This window comes from Bacillus sp. BD59S, assembly GCF_007363175.1.
Lineage (GTDB): Bacteria > Bacillota > Bacilli > Bacillales > Bacillaceae_G > Bacillus_A > Bacillus_A pacificus.
On sequence record NZ_CP034686.1, the window covers coordinates 4,451,935 to 4,467,923 of the forward strand.

Annotated in this window: 17 protein-coding genes and 1 pseudogene; 8 read left to right on the forward strand and 10 right to left on the reverse strand. The window is 35.2% G+C overall.

The genetic code is table 11. The features are described 5' to 3' along the window. Window positions 1-200 precede the first annotated feature (200 nt). The gene (locus tag EKQ63_RS25420) at window positions 201-1,106 is read left to right on the forward strand and encodes a collagen-like domain-containing protein (protein WP_411469473.1); all 906 of its coding nucleotides are present in this window, start codon (window positions 201-203) and stop codon (window positions 1,104-1,106) included. 243 nt (window positions 1,107-1,349) lie between these two features. Here the strand turns inward: EKQ63_RS25420 and EKQ63_RS25425 are convergent, their stop codons facing one another. After that, a complete protein-coding gene (locus EKQ63_RS25425; protein ID WP_143881612.1) occupies window positions 1,350-2,570 on the reverse strand; it encodes an ATP-binding protein in 1,221 nt (406 codons plus the stop codon). Beyond that, window positions 2,567-3,820, reverse strand: coding sequence for an ATP-binding protein (locus tag EKQ63_RS25430; RefSeq protein ID WP_143881613.1), 1,254 nt, complete (start codon window positions 3,818-3,820; stop codon window positions 2,567-2,569). The genes EKQ63_RS25425 and EKQ63_RS25430 overlap by 4 nt, the downstream gene beginning before the upstream one ends. A 268-nt stretch (window positions 3,821-4,088) precedes the next feature. Here EKQ63_RS25430 and EKQ63_RS25435 point away from each other — a divergent pair, with 268 nt between their 5' ends. Continuing rightward, a complete protein-coding gene (locus EKQ63_RS25435; protein WP_143881614.1) occupies window positions 4,089-4,898 on the forward strand; it encodes an alpha/beta fold hydrolase in 810 nt (269 codons plus the stop codon). 206 nt (window positions 4,899-5,104) lie between these two features. Here EKQ63_RS25435 and EKQ63_RS25440 read toward each other — a convergent pair whose 3' ends face one another. Then, complete coding sequence (locus EKQ63_RS25440) at window positions 5,105-7,174, reverse strand: LTA synthase family protein (protein ID WP_087954010.1); 2,070 nt, start codon at window positions 7,172-7,174, stop codon at window positions 5,105-5,107. Between the two features lie 290 nt (window positions 7,175-7,464). Here EKQ63_RS25440 and EKQ63_RS25445 point away from each other — a divergent pair, with 290 nt between their 5' ends. Beyond that, window positions 7,465-8,718 (forward strand): glycosyltransferase family 39 protein, encoded by a 1,254-nt coding sequence (locus tag EKQ63_RS25445; protein ID WP_000956217.1) that lies wholly within the window; start codon window positions 7,465-7,467, stop codon window positions 8,716-8,718. 82 nt (window positions 8,719-8,800) lie between these two features. On the opposite strand, the pseudogene EKQ63_RS30405 reads toward EKQ63_RS25445, so the two are convergent. From EKQ63_RS30405 to EKQ63_RS25455, 3 genes and pseudogenes are all read right to left on the reverse strand, one after another. Continuing rightward, window positions 8,801-8,875 (reverse strand): annotated as a pseudogene (locus EKQ63_RS30405) (DUF2196 domain-containing protein); the annotation flags it as partial. Window positions 8,876-9,169: 294 nt separating this feature from the next. Then, the gene (locus tag EKQ63_RS25450) at window positions 9,170-9,400 is read right to left on the reverse strand and encodes a hypothetical protein (protein ID WP_087954009.1); all 231 of its coding nucleotides are present in this window, start codon (window positions 9,398-9,400) and stop codon (window positions 9,170-9,172) included. 11 nt (window positions 9,401-9,411) lie between these two features. Further along, window positions 9,412-9,708, reverse strand: a complete 297-nt coding sequence (locus EKQ63_RS25455) for a DUF3986 family protein (RefSeq protein ID WP_087954008.1) — start codon at window positions 9,706-9,708, stop codon at window positions 9,412-9,414. A gap of 120 nt (window positions 9,709-9,828) precedes the next feature. Here EKQ63_RS25455 and EKQ63_RS25460 point away from each other — a divergent pair, with 120 nt between their 5' ends. Genes EKQ63_RS25460 through EKQ63_RS25470 form a run of 3 tightly spaced genes read left to right on the forward strand, consistent with a single transcriptional unit; the run spans window position 9,829 to window position 12,423 of the window. Beyond that, window positions 9,829-10,836 carry an ABC transporter substrate-binding protein gene (locus EKQ63_RS25460; RefSeq protein WP_142940722.1) on the forward strand — a complete coding sequence of 336 codons (1,008 nt, stop codon included), beginning with the start codon at window positions 9,829-9,831 and terminating at the stop codon, window positions 10,834-10,836. An 11-nt stretch (window positions 10,837-10,847) separates the two neighbouring features. Continuing rightward, window positions 10,848-11,612 (forward strand): ABC transporter ATP-binding protein, encoded by a 765-nt coding sequence (locus EKQ63_RS25465; protein ID WP_087954007.1) that lies wholly within the window; start codon window positions 10,848-10,850, stop codon window positions 11,610-11,612. Next, a complete protein-coding gene (locus tag EKQ63_RS25470; RefSeq protein WP_087954006.1) occupies window positions 11,605-12,423 on the forward strand; it encodes an ABC transporter permease in 819 nt (272 codons plus the stop codon). The genes EKQ63_RS25465 and EKQ63_RS25470 overlap by 8 nt, the downstream gene beginning before the upstream one ends. Before the next feature lie 21 nt (window positions 12,424-12,444). On the opposite strand, the gene EKQ63_RS25475 is transcribed toward EKQ63_RS25470, so the two are convergent. The 4 genes from EKQ63_RS25475 to EKQ63_RS25490 form a co-directional block, all read right to left on the reverse strand. Further along, on the reverse strand, window positions 12,445-12,672 hold the full coding sequence (locus tag EKQ63_RS25475; RefSeq protein WP_000849109.1) for a hypothetical protein: 228 nt from the start codon (window positions 12,670-12,672) through the stop codon (window positions 12,445-12,447). A 215-nt stretch (window positions 12,673-12,887) separates the two neighbouring features. After that, entirely contained in the window at window positions 12,888-14,003 is a 1,116-nt protein-coding gene (locus EKQ63_RS25480) for a hypothetical protein (protein WP_087954005.1), read from the reverse strand. Window positions 14,004-14,172: 169 nt separating this feature from the next. After that, a complete protein-coding gene (mutTA, locus tag EKQ63_RS25485) occupies window positions 14,173-14,652 on the reverse strand; it encodes an antimutator 8-oxo-(dGTP/GTP)ase (RefSeq protein ID WP_087995819.1) in 480 nt (159 codons plus the stop codon). An 84-nt stretch (window positions 14,653-14,736) separates the two neighbouring features. After that, the gene (locus tag EKQ63_RS25490; RefSeq protein WP_000435820.1) at window positions 14,737-15,054 is read right to left on the reverse strand and encodes a hypothetical protein; all 318 of its coding nucleotides are present in this window, start codon (window positions 15,052-15,054) and stop codon (window positions 14,737-14,739) included. 83 nt (window positions 15,055-15,137) lie between these two features. Between EKQ63_RS25490 and ytzI the strand changes: the two genes are divergently transcribed. Continuing rightward, entirely contained in the window at window positions 15,138-15,287 is a 150-nt protein-coding gene (gene ytzI / locus EKQ63_RS25495; protein ID WP_000472802.1) for a YtzI protein, read from the forward strand. Window positions 15,288-15,500: 213 nt separating this feature from the next. After that, the gene (locus tag EKQ63_RS25500; RefSeq protein WP_071722159.1) at window positions 15,501-15,731 is read left to right on the forward strand and encodes a YczI family protein; all 231 of its coding nucleotides are present in this window, start codon (window positions 15,501-15,503) and stop codon (window positions 15,729-15,731) included. The last annotated feature ends 258 nt before the right edge of the window (window positions 15,732-15,989 follow it).

Here is a 15,989-nt window from a genome sequence, read left to right on the forward strand (position 1 = left end):
GCATCACTGGGCCTACCGGAAATACTGGATCTACCGGCATCACTGGATCTACCGGCATCACTGGGCCTACCGGAAATACTGGATCTACCGGAAACACCGGACCTTCTGGGAACACTGGACCTTCTGGGAACACTGGACCTTCTGGGAACACTGGACCTTCTGGCAGCACTGGGCCTACCGGAAACACTGGATCTACCGGCATCACTGGGCCTACCGGAAATACTGGATCTACCGGCATCACTGGATCTACCGGCATCACTGGGCCTACCGGAAATACTGGATCTACCGGAAACACCGGACCTTCCGGAAACACTGGGCCTTCTGGGAACACTGGACCTTCTGGCAGCACTGGGCCTACCGGAAACACTGGATCTACCGGCATCACTGGGCCTACCGGAAACGCCGGACCTTCTGGAAACACTGGGCCTTCCGGAAACACTGGGCCTACCGGAAACGCCGGACCTTCTGGAAACACTGGGCCTTCCGGAAACACTGGGCCTTCCGGAAACACTGGGCCTACCGGAAACACTGGATTTACTGGCAACACCGGACCCACTGGCAGCACTGGACCCACTGGCAATACTGGACCTTCTGGCAGTACCGGGCCTACTGGCACTGCAGGTAGTGCATCAGCGAAAAGTATTGTGTTCCAAGGAAAGAATGGTGGGTTTCAGCGTATAGCGGGTTCTCCAGGAATTGACTCTAATGTTATTCCATATGTCACTGCTGGAGACGGTAGTATAGTTGGCTTTGCTGCATCTATAAATGTAAATAACTTACCTGCTGCTGTTTATACGATTGATATTTGCAGAAATATCCCTACAAACCTCACTGCTCCTACCTCTAGTTACATCCTATCTACTATCACCTTCACTACTACTGACAAAATTACAGGAACTATAACATTTTCGATTAAGCCTACGGATACTGGCTCTGGACAAATTCAAGTGTATAATCCTACCCCAGCGGTAGGTCCCGCTACTGTAACTTGGACTAGTACTACAACAGGAAACCCAGTTTCGAGAGGGGATGCGATATCACTTTATATTAATCCTGGCATTACTGAAAGTGCAGTATATTCTGTTTTTCTAATCACTAATATTTAGTTCTCTCTTAAAAGTAATTTATTTAACAAAAAAAGGCCCCAATAATTGAGGCCAACAAATAGAAATACAAATGAATTAAAACAAATAACAGACAAGCTCATTATATACTATCATTTTATGAATATCCATATTTTGTAATTTATATTATATATACTGTACTAATAATGCAAACACTTTCGAATCTCTATTCACAAAAAAGGGAAATCACTTTCACGTAAGTAATTTCCCTTTTTAAAATATTTTTTATTGTATCGGCAACATAACCTTCACCGTCGTTCCAACCCCAACTTCACTTTCAAAACTCATTTTACCGTTGTGATCTTTAATAATTTTTTCTGTAACTACTAAGCCTAAACCTGTTCCCGTTTCTTTCGTTGTGTAAAAGGCTTCATTTAGCTTCGGAATTTTGTCTTTTGGAATACCGCAACCTTCATCCTTAACTTGAACAATGATTGCATCTTCTACAGTCACTTTAATCGTAATCGTTCCGCCAACTGACATTGCTTCAATCGCATTTTTAATTAAATTAAAAAATACTTGTTTTAATCGTTTTTCATCGCATGTAATCGATGGTATGTCTTTACTATAAATACCTTGTATGTGCACACCTTGATTTAAAGCAGGCTTCCCCATAACTCGAATAACATAAGCGATAATTTCTTCTATATTATGAACTTCTGATTCTATTGATTTAGATTTCTCAAATCCACTAAGTTCTGTAGCGATTGTATGAATTCGTTCTACTTCTTGTTTCATAATATCACTATATATTTTATCCTCTGGATATTTAATCGCTTGCTTATTCACAAATTTATCTAAATTGGCTAAAGGTCTTTTAATTTTGTAACCAATAACTGTAGCCATTTTCCCAACAGTTGCTAGCTTTTCTGTTTGTTGTATTTCTTTATTCATCATCTCAAGCGTACGAACGTAAGATTGGAACCTTAAAAACATAATCCAACATATGATAGTAAATACGCTATATAATGCCATCGGAATTAAAACGATTGATGAATGAATAATGATTCCTATAAGAGCATATTTTCCAACAAGTATGCTCGGAACTAACCAAAAATATCTTTTATTCACAAAGAGTGGGGCAAATAAAATAAAAAATCCTTCTACTATATTCCCACCATCAAACTCAGTATCACTACCGTAGTAAATCATAAAATTATGTATAAAATCTAATAGATTATATCCAATTAGAATAATATACTTTACTGCAAATGGATTTTTCCATTTCATAAAGTATATTCCAGTACAAAATAGAACCACCATCAGAAAATAAAGCCATAAACCTAAACCATCTTCAAATTGTCCTACTCCTTCTTGCTCTCCTCCTATTAAAGGTACAATAAATTCGTAGGCAAGATCGTATACAAAAAATATAATGAAAAATAAACTTAAATATATTTTCAGCGCCTTCATTTCTTCATTTTTAAATATATCGTCTTTATTCATATGGTAACCCCTAGCTTTTCTCCCACTTGTATTTCATTATTTCCAAACTTTTTTGGAAGAATAATATCTATTCTCGTTCCCTTATCTCTTTCACTTGAAATATGTAACGTACCAAGGTGTTCGTTGACAATTCGATCTGCTACCGTAAGTCCCAAACCAATTTTATCTTGTTTTGTTGTATAAAAAGCTTCTGTAACACGAGCCAAATTTTCTTTCTTAATACCGTAACCATTATCGATTACACTTAATATTACATAATCTTGTCCTTTATTTTCTAATCGTAACTCTAATGTGCCACCTTGCTCCATTGCCTCCAGAGCATTTTTTATGACATATAGAAAGACTCCTCTTATTTTCCGCTCATCACATTCAACTTCTATTATCTTTTCTTCGATATTAGAAATAAGCGGAACACTAGATTCATTCATTTTTTCTCGAAGAATTGCTACTGCTTGTAATGCAATTTCACCTATATTATGTTTTTTATAAATAGAGGGTTTACATGTAGCAACTTCCATCAATTCACTTATCATATTATTCATATTTTCTATTTCAAAAATCATCTGTTTATAAATAGGGTCCTCTTCATGCTTCTCTCGTTGTAATTGCGTAAACCCTTTTAATGAAGCAAGTGGATTTTTAATTTCATGTCCCACTGTCGCTGCCATCTTTCCGATTACTGCTAATTTTTGTGATTCACTAGCAATCTTAATACTTTCCTTTACCGCTGAAAGGTATTGTATAAATCGATTTAAAATGATGTATGCCGCTATTAATATGAGTGTATACATAATGAGGTACATAAATCCTTTTACTTCCTTTAATACAAATAAGTAAATTACATATTTCCCTACAATAGTCGAAAGTACAAACACAAAATATTTTTTATTTAAAAATATAGGTACAAAGAAGATGAAAATAATTTCTATTATATTTACCCCATCAAATGCCGCCTTATTATAAAGCATATACGAAAGTATGTTAGCAATTTCTATTCCTATGTATGCAAATACACATGCATATTTAACAAAATTCACTTTCTCTTTTTTTATTAAATATACATTCACACCGAGTATTGCAGTTCCGCAAATAATTTGCCATAGTATGCTATGTCCCTTGTCCGTTAGTGATTTATCTTCTAATACGATTGCATAGAGAATTTGATATGAAACAACAATGACGTATAGCACCCACAAAAAGATTTTGGCATTCCTTTCTTCTTCTTTATATGATAGAAAACTTTCTTTCACTTCAACACCCCTTCAACATAATATCGCGAAGAATACCATTTATTATAATAAATGATTTTCTTATACAAACAAAGATAAATCGAACATTTGAGGAAAATCATCCCAACATTTTGATATTTTCAGACGATATGTAATCATAAAAATTATAAACAACAATACGTATATTATGTGGGAGAGATTTTATATAAATGGTAAAAAATGAAGGAAAGCTTGGTGTCTTAATAGAACGAAATCCTACGCTCCTGGCGTATGAATAGGAGGCTCATTCATGTTTGTTACCGTCGAGAAAGATGTGCATATTTTTGTGCAAGATGTTAATCCCAGTCCTGGTAGCAAAACTGTGTTCTTCGTCCATGGTTGGCCTTTAAATCATCAAATGTACCAATATCAGCTCAACGTGTTACCACAGCACGGTTTCCGCTGCATCGCTATAGATATACGCGGAAATGGGCAGTCTGATAAACCATGGACTGGTTACACATACGATCGTTTAGCAGACGATATCGCCATCGTTTTAGAAGCACTTCAAGTCGAAAATGCTACATTAGTCGGTTTCTCAGTAGGCGGTGCCCTTTCTATTCGGTACATGTCTCGCTATAATGGTCAGCGTATTTCTAAACTTGTATTAGTCGATGCCGTTTCCCCCTCTTTCGTTAAAAATCAAGAATCTCCCTATGGTGTCCCAAAAGAACAAGCAGATACTCTCATTAATCAAATGTATGCCAATCTCCCTAAATTTTTAAATGATGTATCTTTATCATTTTTTAATAGAAACTTAGGATCTGCTACGTTAGAATGGTTTTCTTATCTCGGTATGCAGTCTGCTTCCTATGCCCTCATCAAAATATTGCAAGCAGCTACAAATGAAGATGTAACAAAAGATTTAAGTAAAATTAACGTGCCAACAAAAATATTCCACGGTATTCACGATCAACTTATCCCATACAAAAGCGCTGAACTTACACAAAAACGGATTAAAAATTCTCAGTTACATCCTCTCACCAACAGTGGTCACGGCTCCCCAATCGATCAAGCGGATGAACTAAACGAAGAACTTATAAAGTTTTTGCATTCATAAAAACCTATGCCAAATCGTATCGATAGGAACGTAGTTTTCAAAAACGTTAAAATTCACACATTTCTCACAAATCAACTAATACAACGATTACATTTTCATTTATACTAAATGTACAAGTAATACTCCCTAAACCCAGCTTGTCTGGTTACCCCGTTAAATACTATAAAAAAGAACTTGTATCTTTATACAAGTTCTTTTTGTTTCTTTTATTTAAAAAGGATATCTTTACTATATTGATTTCCGACGAGTAAATCATATTGGAGCATTTTATATTGCTCTAACATTTCTTTTTGTTTCTTTGTTAAATCATTGATTACTTCTCCATTTTTATCAACTTTTAATTCATCTCTAAGCACCGGTATTTCCTTGTAAAATTCGGATAAAAATTGATAAAATAAGGATTTATTTAATCCTGCATAATCAAAAATAAGATTAGAAAAATAAATTGGACTTACTACACCTAAATTATCATTTGGCATATCAAAGTTTGCGTACATTAATAGCGGCGTTTGCGCCATCGCTAAACGTTCATTCGGTGTTTTTTCATTCGTTATATACCCATTTTCTTTATAAAAAGATTTATTTGTTCCTAATGATGGAAGATGATCTCCAAAAAATACTAATAATGTAGGTCTATCTAAATTATCTAGTTGTTCTATTAAATATTGAAGGGCCTCATCTGAACGTCTTAACCCTTCTGCATACGTCTCTAATTCTCCCTTTGATTCTTCATTTTCTAGCCCGCTAATTTCTATTAGGTTTTCACCAAATCGTCCCTCTGTAAATGGAAAATGATTTTGCATCGTAACTGCATGAATAAATGTAGGTTGTTTTTGTTTCTCTAACTCAGCAATTATCTCTTTACTCATCGCTAAATCACTAATATAATCTCCATCAATATCTACATTTTCCATCGTATCCTCTGCATTAAACTTATCAAACCCTAACACTCTGTATACGTCATCGCGTTTGAAAAATGAGCGACCAAATGAATGAATTGCACTTGTGTAATAACCTTCTTTTTTCAACGCCGTAGGAATTGATGGAATTTCTTTTTTATTTATAACGACCTGTTGATATGGTATAGAACCTGGCTTTAACAAACTCATTGAATAACTCGTTAACGCTTCAAATTCGACATTCGCCGTATTACCTCCAAATGTAGGAGAAATAGTTTGTCCACCAGGAAAATTTTCTATATAATGATGCAAATTTGGTACAGGATCTTCACTAAAAGAAAGATTTGTTACTTTCGTCGGATCCCAAAACGATTCACTCATTACAAAAATAATATTCGGTTTCTCTTTTTTCTTTTGATTCCCTATATTTCCACTATATTGTTGTTTTATATCGTTTGCTATTTGAAGCATATTTTCTTTAGAATAATTTTTTGGTTTTTCCATAACTGTTGTATCTAAATTGCTAATAAACCCAAGTACAAAACCATTTGAAGCATAGTTCTCATTTTGATCCCACAAAACAAAATCTACACCTGATTTTTGAAATACTTTATTCATAAATGTGTTCGCAAAATTACCGTACGCATATAGAACAAAAATAGATCCTACTACTAATAAGGCTCTTATTCCTAGATGAATCTTTACATTTTGAATATACCGTCTCATATATATCCCTGCTACAATACAAGCCACGATACTTAAGATAATGACAAAAATATAACCCCAGCTAAAATAGTCCATCACCATCGGTATAACAGATTGCATATGCATAATTTGTGTGAAATCAGAAGGATACAGCGGATCACCTCTAAAAATAAGCTTTAAATAATTCACAATGCCTAAAATGACTAACGTACAGCTCGTTAAAATCATACTTAGAAAAACCTTGCCTATTAAATTATAAACAAGAATGTATATTGCATAAATTGCTACAAAACTTAATATAAACTGCATGTTATAAAAGTAAATCCAATTCATTGCCTCTATGAAACTCATATTAACTTGCATGACAATATAAAATAACGCTACTGTATGAGCTAGTAAAAATAATATAAAATGCACTCGTAGGGATGCCCTAAGTATAGACATCTCTTTTTTATTAAAATGTGAAATATAAAATGTTATGCCCCATATGAAAATCATCATAACAATTAAAACAAGATTTTGATTTAAATGAGCTTTCATTATGTCTAAATTAAAAACCTTTAAAATCATAAACAGCATAGTTATTACTAATAAAGTCACCATACTACTTATAATACTAGAAATTAATATATTTCTTTTTGGAAGATCAAAAAGTGTAGAACCATACTTCAATTCATTCCCTCGTTTCTATGTCTTAATTTCCCCCGCATCGAAAGAACTATTTCTATTAAAATAACATATATGACATATTTCGTCTGCATACTTGCTTCTATCATAAATGTATTGTCTTAATATTCCCTTAATCACCAGTTAAATTGTAGCATACAAATTACTCATTCTTGAAAAACTTAATTTCAGCATTCCACTTTATGATATAATAACTATGTTTTGGAAATCCTTAATACTATTAACGATTTCACATGAAAATACGAAAGAATTAATAAAAAAGGAGTTGCTCATTTTTGCTTACTAAGTTTAAGAGTTTGCCTAAAGCGGTATATGCAATTTTGGCGCTTTCTTTCCTGTTGCACGTTTTTTGTTTAGTAAAACAGCCAGGATTAGATGGAGAGTTAGTCAAAGTAACATATGGTGCAAATGATGCCTTTAACTATTCGTTAACAGCTGAACAACTATTAAAACATGGTGTATTTGGTTATGTGTATTTAGAACCTAGTGAAGTTCCAGGGAAAAATGCATATATTACACCAGGTCAGCCATTACTATTAGCTGGCGCTATGATTATTTCTGATATTACATCAATTCCTTACTATTACGTAGCAACTGTTATTAACATGATCATGAACCTTTGCACAGTGCTATTAGTATTCTTAATAGGAAAAGAATTGTTCGAAAAAAACATTTATGGAATTGTTGCAAGTATTTTATATGCTATTTATCCAAGTAACTATACATACTTCCGTACATTGCTAACAGAAGTTCCATCCATATTCTTATTGGCGTTATGTGTATATGTATTTGTTCTCGCATGGAAATACAATAAAGTGAAATTCCATATATGGTTTGGAATTGTCGTTTCAATTTTACTTATGTTCCGTCCAAATCCAGCTCCAATGATGCTCATTCCTGTTCTTGTTGTGTTATTTACATATGGATTTAAAGACTCCATTCGAATCGGATTGTTATGGTTTATCGGACCTTTCTTTATTATTGGTGCATGGGTTGTTCGTAACTATTTAGCACTCAACCAATTTATTTTATTCTCAACCCAAGGTGCTGATCCACTAATTGCCGGTGCTGATCCATTTAATAAAATTGGATATGAAAATATAGTAAACGAAATGAGAGCCAAAGGCTTAGATGACAAAGGGGCATACGCAAAAGAATTAATCAAGAACGGCTTTAAGACGGACTTCACTTATTGGTTCTCTTGGTTCACTGTCGGTAAAACAATTGAATTATTCAAAACAGCTCCTGCTGTAGATCAATACCGTATTCACAACTTTATGCAACTATGTCATAGAGTGTTTATTATCGGTACATTCTTGAGCAGCTTCTGCTTCATGCTAAATTCATTTAAACATAAACGCGTTATGATGCTAGTAGCAAGTTCTATTATTTACATTATCTTCTCAAACTTATTCTTAGCAATTAATCGCTATGGATTTTTCATTAATCCCCTTATGTGCTTAATTCTTGCATACGGATTAATTCACATTGTGCAGAAGCTTCCATTCTTCCGCACTAACCAAGCATAATAAGAAAGAGGTCGTCCAACAATGGACGACCTCTTTCTTATTACCCCACACTTTGCACACAGCCAATTTGTCCATTCTGTAATCACACTTTAATTCCGTATGTATGTGTTTCTGTATTTGTCAAAATATCTTTCACAACACTACTCACTATTTTACTTATAACTGCAAGTTTTTTACGACTATTACTATAACGAAAAGAACCCGCCCCCACCTAACTTCTTTGCTTTCGCTGCATTTTGAGGTGGGGGGCGGGCTGCCCGTTAAAGTGGGATAAAGTGAAACTTTAATCAGTGGGGGTTTTCTTCATCCCCCACTGATTATTAGTTGAACCAATCGGACTTTTATGGGCAGTTGATCCCCCACCTAACTTCTTTGTTTTCGCTGCATTTTGAGGTGGGGGGGCTTACTGCCCATTAAAGCGGGATAAAAGAGAAAATCATTAGCATGTGTATTATATAAAAGGAAACAGCCATATTTTCCATACGATACATACGAGTACAATAACTACAAAATCAAAAAGATCTAATCTCGGTCCTTTTTTCATATTCATCTCTAGCCACAAATGAAGCCATTTTATTTTTGTGTATTTTTGGATGTTTTTCTTTGCAAATCGGTAAATGAGCACTTGCATAATAAAAAATCCGACTACAAAAATAAACAAGAAAATGAGAAAATCGACCACAAAATTCCTCCTTATTTTTGCAGCGATTTTTCTACGATATGATTTTTCAAAACCCACTCTTCAAATTGGGCACTTCCCAATTCCCAGCTAAGATCACGAGCATGTACAGAAAAAACGTAATAGCCAGCGTATTCGTCCATAAATCTCCCCGTCTCGATCCCATCTTTCTGAAGACCATATGCTCCAAAATTAAAATACACATCCCACACGTCTTCATTCTTCCGCTTATAAGCAATCGATTCCATATCACATTCTGTTCCGAAATAATCAAGATGTAAATGTACGCTATCATCATATTCGTACTCCATTTTATCACCCCTTATATTTGTACTTCTTTATCCCCAAAAAAATTCCTGCTATCTACACTCACATATGGGCACTTACCTACATATCATGCTTGTAGAGTGACTTCTAGGAGGTGTTATATAGTGAAAAAATTAATAGCTGTTTTTTGTATCATGTTACTAGCTGTCTTCACATTTATTGCTTGCAGTAGTAAAAAAGAAGATACGAAAAAACAAACTCAAAACGTTCGCGTCGGCGAAGTTACCCATTCTCTCTTCTATGCCCCGTTATATGTCGGGATTGAAAAAGGATTTTTTAAAGAGGAAGGATTAAATATTGACCTTCAAACGACAGCTGGCGGAGATAAAACGATGACCGCCTTATTATCTGGCGGGATTGATATTGCTCTCGTCGGTTCTGAAACGTCCATTTACGTTCATCAACAAGGCGCAAAAGACCCTGTCATTAACTTCGCACAACTTACACAAACAGATGGAACATTTTTAGTTTCGCGTAAAAAATTAGACTCTTTTAATTGGAATGACGTAAAAGGTGTTACATTTTTAGGACAGCGTAAAGGCGGCATGCCACAAATGGTTGGAGAATACGTTTTAAAGAAAAATGGCATTGATCCTCACAAAGATACAAACTTAATTCAAAACATCGAATTTGCTAACATTGCAAATGCCTACGCATCTGGTACGGGAGAATTTGTCCAGCTCTTTGAACCGACTGCAAGTATATTCGAAAAAGAAGGAAAAGGTTATATCGTCGCTTCGTTCGGAAATGAATCTGGTACTGTTCCGTATACATCGTTCATGGCAAAGGAAAGTTTCTTAAAGAAAGATAAAGCTGCTGCTGAAAAATTCACACGGGCGCTCTATAAAGCGCAACAATGGGTTGATACTCATAGTCCAGAAGAGATTGCTGATGCCGTTTCTCCGTTATTTAAAGACACTTCAAAAGACATTACAGTAAAAGTAATTGAACGGTATAAAAAGCAACATTCTTATGCGACAAATCCGCTATTAGATGCTGAAGAATGGAAACAGCTCCAAACGATTATGAAAGACGCTGGCGAATTACAAAAAGAAGTTCCACATGAAGCGCTCGTCAATACAAAAATTGCCGAGAGCGTTATTAAGAAATAGAGGCGAAGTGTATGAGCTTTTTACAAATACGTAACGTTTCTCACTGCTTTTTCGCAAAAGAGAATGCCAAATTAATTCTCGAAGATATGAGTTTACAAGCGGAAGAAGGCGAATTCATTTCGATACTCGGTCCAAGTGGTTGCGGCAAAACGACACTCCTCTCCATTATTGCCGGGCTACTTGATCCAATTGAGGGTATCGTCTTTTTAGATGGCGAGCCCATTACAACGAAAACTTCATCTATGGGGTATATGTTGCAGCAAGACTACTTGTTTCCTTGGAAGACAATTGAAGAAAATATTATGCTTGGACTTCATATCCGAAACATTTACGATGAACAGACGAAAGAACATACTTTACAGCTTTTAAAGCAAGTCGGTCTACATGATGTAGAGCAGCAATATCCTCGTGAACTATCCGGTGGTATGCGTCAACGTGCCGCCCTCGTTCGAACGTTAGCGACCGACCCAAAAATTTTATTGCTAGATGAACCTTTTTCGGCGCTCGATTATCAAACGAAATTGAAACTAGAAGATCTCGTTTTCAGCTTACTACACAAATATAAGAAAACTTCACTACTCGTGACACATGATATTGAAGAAGCCATTGCGATGAGTGATCGTATTTATTTACTGCAAGCGAATCCTGGAAAAATTGCAAAAACATTTATCGTCCCAGAAAGCATACGTTCCCTATCACCGTTAGAATCACGCCACCACCATGACTTCCCATCCCTCTTCCAAAATATATGGAAGGAGCTGGAGCGTCTTGGATAATATAAAACAACTACATGAACGGTTTCGGAAGAAAGAACGCAGGCGCGCATGGTTAGCACGCTCTTTGCAGCTTTTACTACTCATTCTTTTCTTTGCACTATGGGAAATCGCTAGCAAAAAAGAATGGATTGATCCTTTACTCTTTAGCTCTCCTTCAAGCATTTGGGAGCTCTTCCTTAGTAAATGGATGGATGGTTCGCTTTGGGTTCACATATGGACGACATTACTTGAAACGGGAGTAGGCTTCATTCTTGGAACAGTGCTCGGAGCTATTATCGCTACTTTCCTTTGGTGGCTACCACTTCTCGCCCGCGTACTCGATCCATATCTCGTCGTCCTAAACGCCATGCCAAAAGTAGCACTTGGTCCGATTATCATTGTAATCTTCGGTCCAAATATTTCTTCGTCGATTGCAATGGGAGTAATCATTTCCATCATCATTACCATTCTCGTTATTTACAGCGCATTTCAAGAAGTCGATTCTAACTATATAAAAGTGATGGACACATTTGGTGCAAATAAATGGCAATGTTATAAACAAGTCGTTCTCCCTGCATCTTTCCCAGCTATTATTTCAACGTTAAAAGTGAACGTTGGATTATCGTGGGTCGGTGTTATATTCGGCGAACTTCTCGTCTCTAAACAAGGCCTTGGCTACTTAATTAGCTATGGATTCCAAGTATTTAATTTCACACTTGTCTTACTGAGCGTACTACTCACGTGCGTCCTCGCAACACTTATGTATGTGTTTGTTGAGGCATTTGAAAAACTTCTAATTGGAAAACGAAAAAAAGCTGACTTAGGGCAATAGACTATAGTCAGCTTCTTTCTTTTACTTTTTATCACACATCTTTGTTTCATTTTTAACGTTTCCATCCGCAACCGTAACTGTATGGAAACAATCTTTCACACGTACTGTAACGACATTATCTTTTCGATCTATCACATGATAATCATTAAACTTTTTATCCAATGCACTACGAATTTGCTCCCCTTCAAAAATCGGAAAACCGTGAGACATTACCCAAATGAGACCAGCGACAGCAAGAATCGTTTTCATACGTTTCATTACCTCCTCGAGAGTAAACTTATATTCCCTATAACACGCGCATTATAATTGTGTCTAAATTGTGACATTTTTATACTAATTCTATTTTATAATGATAGTTCCTTCTTCTTTTTTGGTAAAAATACAGAATTTTCAATTTTATAAACATAAAAAACGTAAAGAACTAAAATTCTTTACGTTTTGTTAGCTAACATATATAACTCTCATTAGTTTCCACTGTATTGTTCTATCGTTTTCGAAACATCATATAATCCCGACAACACTTCCGCTCTCATTTTTACAAGCTCAGGGAATTGATAGAAAAAGGCGATTTTTTTATACTTTAACTCCGATCCTTCTTTCACCTTTTTTGAATCTTGTAAAATAAATGCTGTAAACGTATCTGCAATATCTTCCGCTACATTTGTCGTTCCATACTGTGATACAAACTCATCATGTTTTTCTTTAAAAAATGCAATTTGCGTTTCTTCATTTTCTTCTACTTTCTTTTCTGCCCACTCCTGCTCAATAGGCTTCCAGAAAGAATTATAAAATTGATTAATATAAGAGGTTTTCTTTGCACATCCCTCTTGTAAGAAAAGATTTCCACATTTATTTCGGTACATTGAAATATCTTTATCCTCTTCAAAATCCTTTACATAGTTTTCATCTACTGGTATTTGCTTATGCCCGAGCGTCAATACGTGAGCCGTCTCATGAATTAATGTTTTCATCACTTCATCGATATTCACCGCAGAATCAAGTGTATCTAAGCTAAGAGTCCATTCTTTCGGATTCTCTATACTAGGCATAACGTGAGCAACAACACCGTCATAACCATCCGTTATTAGATCAAATTCTGTTATATTCCCGCGATATTTTGCTGGAATGAGCGTGCGATACATATCCCATAAATCTTCATGATACCCTCTATCTTGACGTTGTTGTAGCACCTCTTCTTTCGCTTCTTTATCATCAGCAAATACTTTATTTAAACGTTTCCGTTCTATTTTTTCAAAATAAGGATCTACAATTTCATCACCATCAATATAATAAGAAGCTAAAAAGAAGTAATTTTCATCATCATCTTCTTTTTTCTGCTCTGCCTTTTTCATATCTGCACTTTCATGCTCTTCTATTTCATAATCTTCTACTGCTTCAAGCTCAGATAATCCATCTATTTTTTCATATGCTTTTTGAAGTTTCTTATCTCCTATTTCCACACATTCTTCGTCTGTTTTACACACTTCTTTTTCTTTCACACTCTTCATAGAACTTTCGCATCCTGCTAGTAAGCCGATTGCAACGATAACCCCTACTAACTTGCCATACAGTCTCTTCATACATTCCTCCATCAATACATTCTACAAACATATAATAATCATTTTTTAACAAATATGCGATAATGAATTATAAAAACTGTAAGGAGGTTTCCAGAAAGTTTATCAGCGATTTTTGAAATATATCGACTTACCGACAAAAATTTACAAACAAAAAAAGAAACCGGCTACTTTACTTCGTAAAACAGCCGATTTCTTCTATATGTTTCATCGTACGCGCCAATACATCGTCGCGCATTATAAAGCTAAATTTTCTATCCGTTTTAATGTTTTCAGGAATGTCTGTTAATAAAACAGATCCTTTCGTTTCTTCGTAATGCGTATGTTCTTCTACCGCACTAATTGTTGCAAAATAAATGTTTTTAATGATTATTTTGTCTTTTCCAGATACTTTATATTGTCCTAAGTAAGTTAAATCAGAAACTATGCCGCCGGTTTCTTCATGAACCTCTCGAACTGCCGCTTCTTCCGGTGTTTCCCCTAGTTCTACTTTTCCACCTGGAAATTCAAGACCGCGACGTAAATGATGCGTTAATAACCATTGATCCCCGTACCGGCATACAACCCAAACATGCTTTGGCTCAGGAGAAAATGGGTAACGTTCAAACGATAATTGTACAGTGTTGTGGTAATAATCTTTAAATTTGTACATGCCATTACTCCCCTATTGATGGTTACAAGTTTTTCCTACCACAAATTGTAGCATATTCTCGCTTTTCTGCATAATATTATCCAATTATAATCCATTGATTATTCCCATTTGCGCGACTAATTCTTTCGTCTCATGATTTCCTAAATCGTAAATCATTTTATATGCTTTTTGTAGTTGTTCATCATATCGGTCATTATTAGAATCGTGATGATACTCAACAAATGGAACGTGGGAGCGTACAAATGACCCTAAATCCTCTACATATGCTTGATCGAAGTACTCTCTTAACTCCGTAATTTCCTCATCATTTGCGGAAATCTCAAAATTATACGTATCCGCTGTCTTCACTTGTGAAATTTGACCGTTTCCTATTGATATATAATATGTTTTTTTCTGCTCCATGTAACACCCTTCTTTCATCCTTTTTATTTCTATTGTTTTCATCAATTACAAAATTATGTAAAATAAAGAAAAGGAGGGATTCCATGTTTAAAATATTAATTATCGGTATTATCATCGTCCTAGTCATATTAGTACTCTCCGTCATGACGATTAATAAAGGCTACGCTTATAAACATTCCGTCGATAAACCAGAAGATAACCCGTATACAAAAAATAGCAAGAAGAATTCATAATACGCTTCGTATACTACTACTTATTTTAGCCCACATCATATTCAGTATTCGTTTACTAGCAGGTCAACATAACTTTCTATCACTTTCACAATTTCTATTAGGAACTTTCATACTCCTCATTACCTTTGAACAAATAAAGAAAAAAGATTCAGGAACCGAATTTATTTAGATTTTCCTTATCATTAGCTATATAAAATAACAGGGGGGATATATATGCTAAAAGGATTACAGATTACTTTTGCACTCATTGCATTATGTATAGTAATCTACGGATATTTTACTGGTAATAGAGAAATGATGCCTTATATGTTCATTTTCTTAGGATTAATGGCTTTCACTATAGGACTAGGAGAAATAAAACAAGACAGAAAATCTAGTGGTATACTTGCTTTTCTCGCTGGATCTGGCGCTTTATTTCTTAGCTTCTCAGAAATATTCCGGTAAATAATCTATTTAAGGGGGGAATTACATGCTAACTGGTTTACGGATTGTTTTAGGACTTTTCACGCTTCTCATACTCTCTCTTTGCACTTATATCCAGATTACCGATCGTTTCTCACTTCTCCCATACGTACAATTTATTCTCAGTTGTTTCTTTATTCTTGTCGGAATTAACGAAATTATATCCGGACGAAAATCCATGAGCATTCCGTTTTTTTTCGTCTCTATTCTTACGCTCTTCGTTCTCATATCAAACTAACT